The sequence below is a fragment of the Methanosarcina sp. KYL-1 genome, assembly GCF_024372725.1.
Taxonomy (GTDB): Archaea; Halobacteriota; Methanosarcinia; order Methanosarcinales; family Methanosarcinaceae; genus Methanosarcina.
The window spans coordinates 48,771-63,219 of the sequence record NZ_VOUA01000021.1 but is presented as its reverse complement, the minus strand read 5'-3'; the positions used below and the strand labels follow the sequence as shown (position 1 = coordinate 63,219).

14 protein-coding genes are annotated in these 14,449 nt (G+C 49.4%); 5 read left to right on the top strand and 9 right to left on the bottom strand.

The window, feature by feature from the left end; translation table 11 throughout:
- Positions 1–233, top strand: a 233-nt coding sequence (locus FTO70_RS13330) for a transposase (RefSeq protein ID WP_255336245.1), incomplete at its 5' end; no start/stop codon positions are given.
- A gap of 228 nt (positions 234–461) precedes the next feature.
- On the opposite strand, the gene rsgA is transcribed toward FTO70_RS13330, so the two are convergent.
- Both rsgA and FTO70_RS13320 read right to left on the bottom strand, forming a co-directional pair.
- Complete coding sequence (gene rsgA / locus FTO70_RS13325) at positions 462–1,517, bottom strand: ribosome small subunit-dependent GTPase A (RefSeq protein ID WP_255336244.1); 1,056 nt, start codon at positions 1,515–1,517, stop codon at positions 462–464.
- Between the two features lie 732 nt (positions 1,518–2,249).
- Positions 2,250–2,747, bottom strand: coding sequence for a Holliday junction resolvase-like protein (locus FTO70_RS13320; protein ID WP_255336243.1), 498 nt, complete (start codon positions 2,745–2,747; stop codon positions 2,250–2,252).
- A 378-nt stretch (positions 2,748–3,125) separates the two neighbouring features.
- Between FTO70_RS13320 and FTO70_RS13315 the strand changes: the two genes are divergently transcribed.
- The 3 genes from FTO70_RS13315 to FTO70_RS13305 all read left to right on the top strand — a co-directional run bounded on the left by FTO70_RS13315 (position 3,126) and on the right by FTO70_RS13305 (position 5,334).
- Positions 3,126–3,911: an AzlC family ABC transporter permease gene (locus tag FTO70_RS13315; protein ID WP_255336242.1), complete on the top strand. Its 786-nt coding sequence runs from the start codon at positions 3,126–3,128 to the stop codon at positions 3,909–3,911.
- On the top strand, positions 3,911–4,261 hold the full coding sequence (locus tag FTO70_RS13310) for a branched-chain amino acid transporter permease (protein ID WP_255336241.1): 351 nt from the start codon (positions 3,911–3,913) through the stop codon (positions 4,259–4,261). Before FTO70_RS13315 ends, FTO70_RS13310 begins: the two co-directional genes overlap by 1 nt.
- Positions 4,262–4,476: 215 nt before the next feature.
- Positions 4,477–5,334 (top strand): 4Fe-4S binding protein, encoded by an 858-nt coding sequence (locus tag FTO70_RS13305; protein ID WP_255336240.1) that lies wholly within the window; start codon positions 4,477–4,479, stop codon positions 5,332–5,334.
- 93 nt (positions 5,335–5,427) lie between these two features.
- Here the strand turns inward: FTO70_RS13305 and FTO70_RS13300 are convergent, their stop codons facing one another.
- The 4 genes from FTO70_RS13300 to FTO70_RS13285 form a co-directional block, all read right to left on the bottom strand.
- Complete coding sequence (locus tag FTO70_RS13300) at positions 5,428–6,525, bottom strand: FapA family protein (RefSeq protein ID WP_255336239.1); 1,098 nt, start codon at positions 6,523–6,525, stop codon at positions 5,428–5,430.
- Positions 6,526–6,934: 409 nt separating this feature from the next.
- Positions 6,935–7,444 carry a nitroreductase family protein gene (locus tag FTO70_RS13295; RefSeq protein WP_255336238.1) on the bottom strand — a complete coding sequence of 170 codons (510 nt, stop codon included), beginning with the start codon at positions 7,442–7,444 and terminating at the stop codon, positions 6,935–6,937.
- Between the two features lie 161 nt (positions 7,445–7,605).
- Entirely contained in the window at positions 7,606–8,160 is a 555-nt protein-coding gene (locus tag FTO70_RS13290) for a ferredoxin-thioredoxin reductase catalytic domain-containing protein (RefSeq protein WP_255336237.1), read from the bottom strand.
- A gap of 11 nt (positions 8,161–8,171) precedes the next feature.
- Complete coding sequence (locus tag FTO70_RS13285) at positions 8,172–8,477, bottom strand: glutaredoxin family protein (protein ID WP_255336236.1); 306 nt, start codon at positions 8,475–8,477, stop codon at positions 8,172–8,174.
- Between the two features lie 358 nt (positions 8,478–8,835).
- On the opposite strand from FTO70_RS13285, the gene FTO70_RS13280 reads away from it, so the two are divergent.
- Positions 8,836–9,903 (top strand): DUF21 domain-containing protein, encoded by a 1,068-nt coding sequence (locus tag FTO70_RS13280; protein ID WP_255336235.1) that lies wholly within the window; start codon positions 8,836–8,838, stop codon positions 9,901–9,903.
- A gap of 62 nt (positions 9,904–9,965) precedes the next feature.
- Here FTO70_RS13280 and FTO70_RS13275 read toward each other — a convergent pair whose 3' ends face one another.
- From FTO70_RS13275 to FTO70_RS13265, 3 genes are all read right to left on the bottom strand, one after another.
- Entirely contained in the window at positions 9,966–11,690 is a 1,725-nt protein-coding gene (locus FTO70_RS13275; RefSeq protein ID WP_255336234.1) for a nitroreductase family protein, read from the bottom strand.
- A 132-nt stretch (positions 11,691–11,822) separates the two neighbouring features.
- Positions 11,823–12,359, bottom strand: coding sequence for a DJ-1/PfpI family protein (locus FTO70_RS13270; protein WP_255336233.1), 537 nt, complete (start codon positions 12,357–12,359; stop codon positions 11,823–11,825).
- A 436-nt stretch (positions 12,360–12,795) separates the two neighbouring features.
- Positions 12,796–14,157 carry a TIGR00297 family protein gene (locus FTO70_RS13265; protein ID WP_255336232.1) on the bottom strand — a complete coding sequence of 454 codons (1,362 nt, stop codon included), beginning with the start codon at positions 14,155–14,157 and terminating at the stop codon, positions 12,796–12,798.
- Between the last annotated feature and the right edge of the window lie 292 nt (positions 14,158–14,449).

Genomic DNA, 14,449 nt, shown 5'->3' with positions numbered 1-14,449 from the left:
CGTCTTACAAGGCAGAATGGGCTGGTAAACGTGTAGAGTTTGTCAATCCGTGTAATACGTCTCAAATGTGCTCAGGCTGTGGTCAAATAGTCAAAAAAGAACTATCAGAGAGAATACACAGTTGTCCGTACTGTGGACTGGTTCTCGATAGAGATCATAACGCTGCTATGAATATTCTGAGATTGGGATTACAATCTCTCCAGAATTCTGGTAGATGCCAGTCACTTCAGTGACAGGAGTAGTCACTCCGCATTCAATCATTTAACCATTCAATCATTCAATTTATTTTTGAAAAAGCCGGTCTCCTTCGTCGGCCGGTGAGAGTCCCGGTACTCACAGGTGACCCGATGGACCTGCCCGGATTTGCGTTGAGGCTGTAGAAATATAAAAAAACAAGAATGGAGAGGAAGAAATTTCAGATTCCTCAAGAAACTTGCCTGTTTTCAATACATGGACTCATCTTACGGCTTGCCCGTAAATTTCCGATATTTTTTAATGGTCACGGCTATTTCTTTGTATTTTTCCTTTTCAAGCCTCTTCAGGCCGATTTCTGATTTTTTTGACTGGAATATTAGCTCTTCGGTTAACCTGTGATAACTGTCCAGCCGCTCCTCCGGAATAAGCCCGGCCTTTACCGCTTGCAGGACGGCGCAGCCCGGTTCGTCATGGTGGGTGCAGTCTTTGAACCGGCAGTTGCTGGCTGCATTAATGATGTCGGAAAAAGCTTTTTCAAGGCCGTCGGAAGAGTCTCCGAGCTGGATCTCCCTGATCCCGGGGTTGTCTATAAGAACTGCCCCGCTGGGAAGCAGGAACATCTGGCGGACTGTGGTCGTGTGCCTCCCTTTCTCGTCGTCTTTTCGGACGTCTGCGGTTTTCTGGACAGCTTCGCCAAAAAAGGCGTTGATAAGCGTGGACTTCCCGACACCTGAGGAACCTATGAGTGCCACTGTTTCCCCGGGGATGAGATAAGGGTTGAGCGCATCAAGCCCGGCTTTTGAAAGGGCGCTTAAAGGAATGACCGGCACGTCCCCTGCAACGGACTGTATTTTTTCTACCATTCTGGCAGGGTCATCCGCAAGGTCGATCTTGTTCAGTAAAATCACCGGGCTTGCCCCGGAAGAATACACGACGGTAAGATACCTTTCTAGCCTTCGCAGGTTGAGGTCTTTTCCCGCCGAAGTCACAATAAAGATGGTATCTATATTTGCAGCAAGCACCTGCTCCCCGCTCCCATCCCCCACCGCCCCTCTTGAGAGGCAGGTCCTTCTGGGCAGGATATTCACAACCATACGTGAGCCCAGCTCCGGCTGGTCAAGCAAAACGACAAAATCCCCAACAACCGGCTGCTTACCAATCCGCAGGAGTGCCCCGGAAATTCCCGCCTGCACGACACCTCCCGGAATAAGAATGTCGCAGACAGTTTTATGCCGGGATGCCACTCTTCCGGGCAGGTAGGGACCGTTGTAGACAGAAAATGCCGATTCAAGCTCTTCATCCCAACCTGGAACGGAATTCATGCGGTCATGACCTGAACTTTCCGTTTCATGACTGTCATTCATTTAAAGAACTATCAGTTTTAAATGGATAAGTCTTTTGATACTTTAACTATCCTTCAATCCACTCACAACTATCAATCCGATTACAACTGTCAATCCGATTACAACTGCAAACTTCTCTATTTACCAGCTGTAAAAATCATGAAACAGTCCGGGGTTTTCCTGAAACTCCCGTATCGAAGGGCGAGGAAGGGTTTTAGATTGTTTTGAGAAAATAATTATCAGGAATTCGGCGTTGAATGCTATTTTACATGCATTGGGACCGAGTTTTTGAATTCGCTTATCTCAGGTACCGGGATACTCACCGGCCGAAGGCCGGCCTTTTCAGGACTAAAATTGAAAAGAATTTGGAGTAGAAGTCACAGGGAAGTTTTTAGTAATGAACGCTGAATCGAAGTTAAAAGGAGGTTTTTAGCAACAAACGTTGGAAAGTCAAACAGATGGTAATGCAGTGAAGTGAATATTCTATTAATTTCGGCTGATGATTTTTTTGTTCCTTATTCCCATTTATTTCACATATGAAAAAGCCGGACGCTTTTGGCGTCCGGTGAGAGTCCGGGGTCTTTCAGAGCAAGAAAAAAATGGGTGCCAGGGTATCAGTGTGCTTTAAGAAACATACCCTTGTCGGCATAGAATTGCTATCAAGGAACAATTTTATTCCCTGTTTTCATTCCCTGTTTTCATTCCATATTTTCATTCCCTGTTGTGGATGATCTCGTAAGTGACCTTGCCCCTGTCGATGCAGTCCCTGACAAGTTTTTCCCGCTGGGAAAGAGCGCCGGTTTTTCCTGACTTAACCTCGACGAAGACCACGTTATTCATTTTCCCTTCGGAGAGGCCGTCAAAGACTATGAAATCCACAGGGGTGCCAAGGAAGCGGGCGTCCTTGGGGTTGTATTCGAAGTCCGGGAAATAGGGGATGAGGTGTTCCGTGACCTTGCCCCGGATGACGGCTTCGCTTTTCTTGACCGCGTCCTGACGGATTTTTTTCTCCTCGTCCATTTTCCAGGCGCGGAAGAGGTTGTCGGCTTTTTCGGAGACCTGGCGGTCCATTTCCCGTGCCTGCCAGGCTTCGTAGAGGTCACGGGCACGGGACTCTACCCGGCCTTTGAGCTGGATGTATTTGAACAGGAGGTAGAGGGCAAGGAGGGCGAGGAAGATGATAATGGTGGGAATGGTCCAGTCGTTCACGCTAATTCTCCTGAAAGTACTGAATTTTTAAGATCGGTAAACCCGGAAAAATGAAAAACATCAGGTTTCAAAAACGGGTTAAAATATTTAAATATTCCATCCAGTCCGTCCCTACATCAATATCATACAACCATATCATACAACCATATCATACAACCATATCATACATTCCTGTAAAACGATGTCCCACAATATCCAGCTATGCCGTATCATGCCACACATTTCAATATGCAATGCCTTAATTTGGCAAAACATATATATGAGAAATCTAATTTCTGCTTTTCATTCTAAAACATGATCTAAAAAGAACTTCAAAGAATTTCAAAACAGAACCATAAAACAAGAATTATAAAACAGGAAGTAAAGAAGAGATAAATGATGAAGGAAAATGAGGCTGCTTGGCCGGACATGAGCAAACATAGGAAAGAACCGCAGAGTAAAGAACTTTTCATGAGCGCCCTCAAGACCACGGTTCCCGTGTTCCTGGGGTACATCCCGTTGGGGATGGCTTTCGGGTTTCTGCTAGACGGGGCGGGGTACCACTGGGGCTATGCTTTCCTGATGAGCCTCTTCATTTATGCTGGGTCGGGCCAGTTCCTGGCAGTAGCCCTGCTGGCGGCAGGAGCCGGGCTTACGGAATTTGTTATTGCTACGCTGCTCCTGAACCTCAGGCACTCTTTTTACGGGCTGTCCCTGCTGGACAGGTTTTCTGACGTGGGAAAGGTCAAGCCTTACCTGATCTTTGCGCTTACGGACGAGACTTACGCACTCCTGACCACCACGGAAGTGCCCGCCGGCGGGTCAAAGGCCAGGTTTTACTTCTACATAACTGCCCTGGACCACCTCTACTGGATAATGGGCTGCGTGCTCGGGGCAGTTCTGGGTTCCATACTTAACCTGAACCTGGAGGGGATGGCTTTTGTGCTGACAGCGCTCTTCGTTGTGCTTACCATCGAACAGTATTTCCACTCAACATCGCGCTTCCCCTTCACGGCAGCTCTCGGAGCAGGGGTTGTCTCACTGGTGCTTTTCAGCCCAGAAAACATGCTTCTGCTCTCGATTATTTTCGGGACCGTAATCCTGATAGCACATGAGAAATTCCTGGGTGAGAAAACCGCCCTTGAGGCCTATACTGCCGAGGGAAGGGTAAAGGAGGAAAATTAATGACTGAAACGCTGGGTACATTGCAAATGCTCGTAATCATCGCAGCCGTGGCCCTCGCGACCTTTGCCACAAGGGCGCTTCCTTTCATCTGCTTCAGCTGCAGGGCTCCTCCCAAAAGCCTCTCCATGATTGAAAAGAACCTGCCCCCCATGATCCTCCTGCTGCTGGTAATTTACTGCCTGAAAGACGTGCAGTGGTTTTCAGCCCCATACGGGCTTCCGGAACTCTTTACCATAGGGATAGTCGCAGGCCTTCATTTATGGAAGAGAAACGCCATGCTCAGCATCTTTGCAGGGACCGGGCTTTATATGGTGCTGGTGCAGCTTAATTTGTTTTCATTCCTCTGTTGAGATATTTTTTCCATTTATGTCGAGCAGGACCCGGGAATTTCTCCCATCCCGGGAACCTTTTTTCGAATAGCTTTTTCAAATAGCTTTTTTCGAACAGCCTTTTTCAAATGACTTTTTTCAAATAGCTCTTATTCCATGGGCAGTCCTGAGCCCGAAGGCATTCCAAAATTTTATATATATTTACATTAATGCATCTCGCCGCGAAGTGACCTTCAATGACTGACAAAAAAATTGACCAGGATTCACTTAAAAGCAAAGGTTTCCTGTCCCAGCAGCAGGAAGACATTTTTTCCATGCGGCTTAAGGTCGTGGGCGGCAGGGTTGATGCCGAAAAGCTGCGGGCAATTGCAGACGCCGCTGAGAAATACGGCTACGGATACATCCACATAACCTCAAGGCAGGGCATTGAGATTCCTTTTATCAAGCTCGAAGATACGGAAGAGGCAAGCCATGAGCTTGAGATCCAGGGGATCCTCGGGGGAGCTGCCGGAAAGCGGGTAAGGGCAGTGGTTGCCTGCCAGGGAAACAAGGTCTGCAAGAATGGGCTTATCGACTCCCAGAAACTTGCATGCAAACTCGATGAAAAATACTTCGGGGAAGCAGTCCCGAAAAAGTTCAAGATTGCGGTAACCGGGTGTCCGGCAGCCTGTTTAAAGCCCCAGGAAAATGATTTCGGGATAATGGGCACGGCACTTCCCGCCCGGGTTGAGGAAAACTGCACGGGCTGCGGGCGCTGTGCAAAAGCCTGCAAGCCGGGAGCCGTAACAATCGAAGAAGGAAAAGCCCGTATAGACCGGGAGAAGTGCATCCTCTGCGGGGCCTGTATCGCAGCCTGCAGGAAAGATGCCTTAAAGGCGGAAAAAACCGGATACACGGTTTTTGTGGGAGGCAAAGTTGGGCGAAAGCCCAGGCCCGGGACAAAACTTCTCGAACTTGCGGACGAGAAACAGCTTTTTTCAGCCCTTGAAAAGACCCTCGGGTACTACAGGGAACACGGGCTTGACGGGGAGAGGTTCGGGGATTTGCTGGACAGGCTGGGCTTTGAAAAATACAGGGAAGAAGTCCTTCCCTGACTCTGGAATTATCTGAACTTTCGAATTCCCTGAATTCGAAAGTTTCTGAACCTTGACTTCCGTGAGCTTTAAAACACCTGAACTTTGCAGGAATCACTGCCCGGAACTTCTGCTTTCAGTCTGTCCCAGAAGCCAGATGCTTATTGCCCCAAGCCCCACAAGGAGGGCACCGAAACGCACCAGATCTCCCAGGAAGGGGATTTCATAAATGACTGCAAATACAAGCACCCCGGTAAAGTAATAAAGCATCTTTCCGGCTTCTTTTTTGAATAACTTCGTATAGATTACCTCCCCGGCAAGCAGCTTTACCGGCACCGTGGATATCAGGAGCGAGAGCGCAAGAAGCAGGAAGAGCAGGACTGAGAGGCTCCACCCGAAAACCGTGACAAGCAGGATTACGGAGAGGATCGGGAGGAAGAACAGCACTGCCAGCCCCGCAAGGCCCGCTTTCAGTGCCGAAGCCCGGACGGTTTCCGAAAGCCCGGCAACAAAGCCCGGGAAGAGGTAGATCAGGATCAGGCCGAGAGCCAGGGAAGCCAGAAGCCCGACCAGGAAGCCGAAAAAGCCGAAACCTTCGTAAGCACCCTCATACCGGCCTTCCCCTGCAGGCCTTTCTATTACACTGAGGTTTCCCCCAACCTGCTCTTCCAGTCCAGCTGGAACGTTTCCGGCTTCAAGTTCCAGGTCCCCTTTGAGCTCGAAGTCATTTCCGGTGTTCAGCGTTCCTGCCGAGACCGAACCGTCCCCGTTGACAACCCCGTTAAGGGTCACATCTCCGCCGGCTATGAGAGCGTCACCTTCAACGGTACTGTCCTCGGAGAGAAAAATCTCGCCTCCGGCCGCCACCAGATCTCCCCCAACATTACCGTTTACCCTGACCGAGCCCCCGGCTGCAATAATGTTGCCCGAAACGTCGCCGTTGACGATGACCGAGCCCCCGGCGCCTATAAAGTCATCTCCTATATTTCCGTTTACCGTAAGCTGCGACCCTCCGAGCACAAGGTCCCCTTCGATATCCTCGTCAATTAGCAGGTAATCCCCGCCCCCGAAGGCGTTCCCTGAACTCGTATATTTCAGAAAAGTTTCTTCATCCGCTGCAGCTGCCGAAAAAGGAAGTACAGCAAAAAACATTATAAGCAGAGCCAGACTGCAAACCAGCTTCTTTTCCATAGACCACTCTTCTTTATCCATAAACTACCCTCATTTACAACCTGAATTAATTCCATTGATGATTTTAACAGGCTATTATTCTAACAGGCTATTATTTTAACAGGTGACTTTTAAGTCCCTATCAAATCCCTACCTTATCCTATTCATATCCTTATTCAGCCCTTATCTTATAAGTAGACTGATCGGAGAACCCGAAAAGAGAAATCAGTTAAGGAAATTACAGCTTAAAGAGAGAAAACCTGTAAAAAGGAAAACTGGAAAAAGAAAACTGGAAAAGGAAAACTGGAAAAGGAAAACTGGAAAAGGAAAACTGGAAAAAGAAAACTGGAAAAGGAAAACTGGAAAAAAGCCAGCCCTGGGAAAATTTGAATCATTTCCGCAAGTCATTTCCGCAGGGTTTCCTGAAAGGCTCCGGAACCCCAACCCCGGTTCACCAGGCATTGTCGTGGATTCTTGAAACGTCGTACCTGAACCTGCCTTCCTTTTCCTCTGCCGGATAGCCCATTGCAATGATTGAAAACGGGATTACATGCTCAGGGATGCTCAGGAGGTTCCTTACTTCCAGGATCATTTTTTCAGCGGGGTAAATCCCGAGCCAGACTGCACCCAGCCCCAGGGCATGGCAGGCAAGCAGCATATTTTCACTTGCCGCAGAGCAGTCCTGAACCCAGAAGTCCCGGAACTTCTGCATGCTTTCGTCCCCGCAGACCAGGACGGCAGCAGGGGCTTCCTTCAGCATCTTCGCATAGGGATGCATCTTTGCAATCTTCTCGAGCAGGCCGTGCCTGTCCAGTATAACAAAATGCCAGGGCTGCTCGTCCCCTGCCGAAGGCGCATTCATCCCTGCTTTCAGGACCTCGTCGATTACATCCCGGGTAACGGGCTTTGATAAATATTTTCTAATGCTTCTTCTAGTAAGAATTGCGTCCATTGTTTCCATAAATGTCCCCCCATTGACTAATTCATTTTTATAATGGATAAAAGTACTGTTAAGGAGAAAAAGAAATTTAAAAGTAATACCCCTGGATTACACACCGTACTTTCACGTTAGAAAAACAAGAGAAAAACAAGAAAAAAACAAAAAACAAAAAAGGAAAAAAGTCACATAAAGCGCTCAAACCTTTCCTTTTTTGCCTTGCAGATAGGACAGACCCCTGGGGGTTCGTCCATGGCACAGAGGTATCCGCAGACCGGGCATCTCCAGACCGGCTTTGACAGCTTTCCTGAAAATCCCATCGCTTCCTCCATTTCGGCTCTTGCGGCCCTGGCAGCTTTTCTCTCTTCTGCGGAGGGGCGCCTTTCGGGAATTGACTGGAGCTCTTTATCCCCGCTCAGGACGGTTCTTGAGACGTAGAGGGCACAGTAGCAGGCCCCGTGTTCGTTAAGGTCGGGGTCCCGGTAGTTGCAGGGACAGATGATGTCCAGGTCTTCTTCCTTGTTCCCGGAAGCCAGCCTGCAGGGGCAGGCCCAGTACCCATAGCGCTTTTCATTGACAAGCAGCCCGAAGACCAGTTCCTTTGTGAAGTCGACATCAGGGTTCAGGTGGTAGCCCGCATTTTCGGCTTCCCTGTTCAGCCGTTTATAGAGCCGGTCCACGTATTCTGCAGGGATTTCTGTTTCTTCAATAGCCCCTTCCCCAAAATTTTCTTCTTCCATTTCAATCCCCCTTAAAAACCAAGGGCTTCTCGGATCTGTTTTTCCTTGAAACCCACAATAGCCTTTTCCCCGTTGATAATGGTCGTCGGGAAAGAAATTGACGGGTTAAACCGCCTTACTTCCTCTACAGCTTTTTCTTCTTCTTCCCCTTCAAGCCGGTCCACATAGACGTAATCGAATTCCACTCCCAGTTCGGTGAGCAGTTTCTTTGTCCTTTTGCACCACACGCAGGTGCTTAGCCCGTACATCAAAATCTTGCCTCTGTCGATCCCCTTAACATGGTTTCCTTTCTCTGCCTTCAGATGAAAAAGATCCATTGCATTAGACCTCCTGACCTGGATTTACTTTATGGAAGTCCCTGTATGAGTATTTTCCCTCAAATCCGGGCTCTTTCCTCCTGTAAAAGCAAAAAATATTAATAAGAAATGCCGGGAAATGCAAGGGAACACAAGTCAAGTTATATTTACGGAAAAGAGATATACAAATTAAAGACTCCATTAAACTCAAATTAAAGACTCCATTAAACTCAAATTAAAGACTCCATTAAACTCAAATTAAAGACTCCATTAAACTCAAATTAAAGGCAACTCCATTAAATTCAAAATAAAGGCAGTTCCATTAAACCCAAAATAAAGGCAGTTCCATTAAACTCATAAAAGAGGTCATAGGCTTACAATGCAGAACTTCATTATCTGGATACTGATCGCACTCTGCCTGACGCAGTCTGCTGTTTTTTCAGGGCTGACAATAGGGCTTTTCGGCCTTGGCCGGCTGAGGCTTGAGATAGAAGCTGAAGCGGACAATAAGGAAGCTATTAAAATCCTGCAGATCCGGAAAGACTCTAACTTCCTGCTCACGACAATGCTCTGGGGAAACGTAGGTGTAAATGTCCTCATTGCCCTGCTCACTGACTCCGTGATGGCAGGGACCTCGGCTTTCCTCTTCTCGACCGTCGGGATCACCTGTTTCGGAGAAATCGCCCCCCAGGCTTATTTTTCCCGAAACGCCCTGGCAATCGGGGCCAGGCTGACTCCCCTGGTCCGCTTCTACCAGCTCTTGCTCTATCCTGTAGCAAAGCCCACGGCTATCATCCTGGACTGGTGGCTTGGCCGGGAAAAGCTTGAGCTCTTCCGGGAACAGGCCATGAGGATCATGCTGGAGAAACATATTGCTTCTGCCAAGTCCGATATCGGGAAGTTTGAAGGGATAGGAGCCCTGAACTTCCTTTCAATTGACGACGTCTCGATCTCCGACGAAGGTTCGATCATAGACCCGAGAAGCATCATCTCCCTCCCTGTGGAGAACAACCGCCCGGTCTTCCCCCCGTTTGCAAGGGAACCTTCCGACCCCTTCCTGCAGAAGATCGAAGCTTCCGGGAAAAAATGGGTGATAATTACAGGCCCCACAGACGAACCCGTTATGGTGCTCGATGCCGACGGCTTCCTCAGGGACGCGGTCTACAAAAAAGGCCCCTTCATCCCCCTATCGTACTGCCACTTCCCGGTCGTGGTAAAGTCCCCGAAGACCAGGCTTGAAAGAGTGATCAGGCAGTTCAAGGTCTACCCCCAGCACCCCGAAGACGACGTGATCGACCAGGACCTGATCCTGTACTGGGGAAAAGAAAAGAGGATTGTGACGGGATCGGATATCCTGGGCCGCCTGCTCAGGGGAATCGTCGTGGAGTGCGGAACGGAAGCAGAAAACCTCTGCATCCCCGCAAGCATGAAAACCCTCAAACGCTGAGTTTTTTGAAAGTTTATTAAGCTTTCAGTTAATTCAGCTTCATTTAACTAAACTTCAGTTAATCAAGCTTCTTTTCTGCCCCTTTCAGGATACGCGGGCAGGGACAAAAATCCCCTTTCCGGAAGCGGGACGCCCACAGCGAAGTGGTAGAGGTCCTGGTATTCAAGTCCCGCAAGCCCAAGGGTATCGTGCAGGGGGTCGTCAAAAAAACACCCTATCCCGCAACCCCTGAACCCCCGGGCCTCAGCCTCCAGGTAAAGCAGCTGCCCGAGAACTCCGCATTCCCAGAAAAGGTAAGGGTAGATCCAGGCACCGAAAGCCCCCAGGGGCTCTTCGAATTCCGAGAGCATACACGCGGTAAAACAGGCATCTGCAGCCTTCCGCTGGGCGCAGGAAAGCTGGGCGGCAAAGTAGTACAGGGATTCTTCCACAAGCAAGTAGAGCTCAAGCCCCGGAGGACAGATCTCCGGCCGCTCCCACAGGAAGTCGTTTCTCATAGCCGTCCGGAGCTTCTCTTTTTCCCCGGATTTACGGAGGAAAATGTAGAGGCCTGAACGAAGCCCCTTTACCCGGTTTACAAAAAGGAGCAGGTGGACAAAGGGGCCCGGAACCAGGGCGTTGAAGGGAGGATGCGGCTCCGGAAGCGATCTTCTCAAAATGCCGTAGAAGGTTTCTTCCTCCATATATGCGCTGTTGTTCATTTCCAGGGCACTCCTCCGGGTGTGGACCATACTGCGCAGGGAAACACCCTCAAGAACTGCCCTCTCAAGAACCGTCCTCTCAAGAGCTGGACCCCTACCTTTTCCGCGCTCTTTTTCGGGCAACTCCGGCTGCCCTTCCGGCCCGGGTCCCATGTACTTTTTCTCCCTGGGATAATCGGTCTCTCCTTTTCGGGTTGCAAAAACAGCCTTTTCAATGTCAACCCATTCCACGTGCCTCGGGCTCAGCCGATTCGGAGAACCTTCCCAGGAAATTTCTTCGAAAGCAAGAACCGCATCCGAACATACCTTATTTTTCGAACAAGTTTTCCCGGCCGGATAAACTGCAAGCAGGCAGGCAGGCTCTTCCTTTTCAGGCCCTTCCGAGCCGGAAATGCCGAGAAGTGCGGCAATACCTTTCGAACTCATGCCCTCAAGAAGGCTCGCTTCCCACCCCAGACCTGCAGCTGCAAAACTCAGGGCTGCAATCGCATGCCCTATATCATGGTTGGAATACCGAAAAGCCCTGACCCCGTATTTCCAGGCGACCCTCCAGTGGATGGAGCTCAGCCCCACAAAAAAAGTGCCTTCCGGAAAGCCGGAACTCAGCTGTTTCCAGGCCTTTGGGGGGACTTCCGCCCTGAGTTCAAGCGCATGGGGCAAAGGAGCATAATGGCAGACAGAAGGCTTTTTCAAAAGCCCCTCTACGGGGCCGGAAAGCAGGTAAACTTCGGTTGGGTGCAGGTTTCCGCTGGAAGGATTGATGCGGAGGGGCCATTTTGCGTTTCCCGTTTTTCTCCAGACCGAAATCGCAAAGCTGTCAAAAAAAAGCCTGGATATGCTCTGCCGGTCAGGGACCGCGGGCCGGAGCTGGCCCGGGGAAAAAGCCTGCTCGTAAGCCGGAAAACTTTTGGCTTTAAGCTCTTTCTCACTCTCGGTTTCCAGTTGTAAAAGCCGCGCCCCACGGTAACTTAGAAAAAGATTGGGCTTAATCGCCATGTCCAGCCTGCGAGGGCCCGGAGCATAGGCATTGAAGTTATGCTTGCTTGCCTTGTGATAGGCCAGGATTGATACCAGTTCCTCGGACATGTCAGCCGGTTTTTCGCCAGTTTTTTAAACAGGTCATCATACGCAGATATGTATCTTCAATGTGTCAGGCATTTATCCTCAACATGTCAGGCATTTATCCTCAACATGTCAGGCATTTATCTCAATATGTATTTATTTCAGGGCTTTGAGCACGGCTTTCCCGAAAGCTTCGGCACTTTTCGGGTCACGTCCCGTAACCACATTCCCTGATACGACGACATCCTTATCCTCCCTTACTGCCCCATGCTCCTTCAGTTCCCGCAGGGTGTCCGGGCTTTCGAAGACCGTACTTTTCTTTCCTTTAAGAACGCCTGCCCTTGCCAGGACGACTGGAGAGATGCAAATTGCAGAGACCACCTTGTTCCCTGCATACGCAGCTTTTACGAGTTCCTGCAGGTGCCTGTTATCCCATAGGTATTTTTTGGAGCCCGACCCACCCGAAATTACGATGGCGTCATAGTCGTCCATCCGGGCTTCGGAAAGCCTGATATCGGGCATAATTGTCCCACCGAGCATACCTTTTGCGGTTTCCGTGAACTCGGCAGCAACCGTAACTTCCGCCCCTGCGGTTTCGAAAAGCTGTTTCGGGACAAAGCATTCCTCATCCCTGAACTGTTCCTGGGCAATTACCAGCAGGATTTTTTTGCCTCTATACTCAGGTTCTGTCATCGGGTCACCTTCCTGTAATAGTAAAATGCGGAGAGTTCGGACACGGGCCTTCGGATAGGGCCTTTGAAGCAGACAATTTCATCGAAAGGCGCATTTTTACGCTTCTGGCATCCTGAGATGCAGAAAAGACCTTATAAACCGGGTTAAAGTGAAACCAGGGAGATGCAATCTGCTGTCAAACATCCATTATGTCAAACATCCATTAATACCCACTTCAGTAACGTTTGCTCCAGCAACTCAACCCCGCATAATAATATTGATTTCTGAAGGTATAAAAATACCCCTTTTCATAAGAAAAGGATCTCAGCAGAAAAAAAGATTCCATAAATGTAAATGAGTAAAGCGGGGAGTCGGCCTTCAGTCAGAAAAAAGAGGTCAGCCTTCAATCAGTAAAACATGGTCAGCCTTCAGGTGCCGGGACCAAAAAATAAAAGCTTCAAAGCCCGGAGATCAGGAGATACATCCCGCCCGAGATCGCGGCCCCTGCAAAGGTCGCCAGGAAATTTACCCCGCTGTTCGAAAGCAGGCCTTTTTTCTGGAAGGTAGCCCCGAGCAAACTGTCCACGTTTGTCCCCAGGAAGCCACCTACAGTCGTTACCAGGACCGTAAGCAGGAGGTCATCCGAAACCCCGAGCAGGTACGCCAGCAGCCCTATAGCTGCAGAACCTAAAATTGCAGAGAACTCACCGAGACCCGACACTGCCCCGTCTGCCCCGGGTTCTGCCAGCTTCAGGGTTGTGATCATCCTGGGCCTTCCCTTTGCAGTGGTCCCTATTTCACTTGCCAGGGTATCCCCTGTGGCCGTTGCAACGGTACCCAGGTAAGCATAAACGATAAGCAGGCTGTGTTCAGGAAAGACCCCGTAGGCTACGGCAAGGGCAAGGGCCGCCGTACTGTTCGAAAAGACGTTTTCATAACTCCTGATCCCGCCTTTGCCCTGGGCTAACCCTATGGACTCCTTATACGCATACCTGTACCTGGTAAACCCGCCTCCGAGGATGAAAAAGGCAAGGAGGAGCACAAACCATGACAAGCCGCTGAAGACGATAATCAGGACTCCCAGGAGGGCCGCACTCAGGAGGGCCGAAACGTCGGCTATCTTTGCCCTGTAGGCCAGGCAGCCCAGGAAAAGGGAAAAAGCAAGTGCAATCAACATTTGCTCAGGGGGTACCCAGTACCTTAACTCTTCAAAAATCCACATGGTCATCCCTGCCCCCAGGGGCACGGATATGTTGCTGTCGAACTTAGAAGGAATGGATTCAAAGAGAGAACCAGTAACAGCCCCTATCACGGCTATGAAAAAGACCAGGTTGTAAGGGACCTGTAACTGCTGCCAGTGGACAACCCAGCCTGCAGCAAGAAACGCCGCAAGGATCCGCATTCCCAGGAAAGCCGAACTCCAGAGCAGGGAAAAGCCCTTCTGCTTGCTCCTATCCCACCGGGAATCGGAGAAGGAAAAGCCTTCCAGCCCCGAAAAGAAAGAGATGTGGCTGCTTACGACCGAAATTGCAAAAGCTCCGAGGGCTATGTAAAACGGATAGGTGTAGGAGAAATTTTCGGAAACTGCAGAAACAAGGAGCATTAAGAACAGGGAAAAGGCAAGGTTAAGGGAATTCCCGGCCCCGGAGAGTCCATTTTTGGAAAACCTGAGCCCGAGAAAAACTGCAAAAGAGAGAAGAAGAAGGATGTGCACCCCTGCGAAAGGAGCGAGCAGGATGAGCAGGAGATATGTGGCATGTATCACCGGGATCCCGCGCCAGGAATTCCCGTTTTCGAAAGAAGGGGCAGCTCTATTCATCGTCGGACATCTTTGTTTTTGTTATCCTTCCGGGAAAGTTACATAGAATTGGATTTCATTTATAAATAGATAGTTGTTTTTCTTTCAGCTAATAATTTATAAAGATTTTCATTAATATATAAAACAAGTATAAAAAAGGCCCATAAGCGCGTTAAAGTATTTAAAGGCCCAGAAAAAGCCTTTTAACCGCTTTTCTTCCCTTTATTGCTTCTTTTTGATTTACCTTTCCTTTTTCGCAGCCCTTTCTGCGTCAGAACCCATATTAAAATTTCTCCTGCCTGCCCGGTTCCCG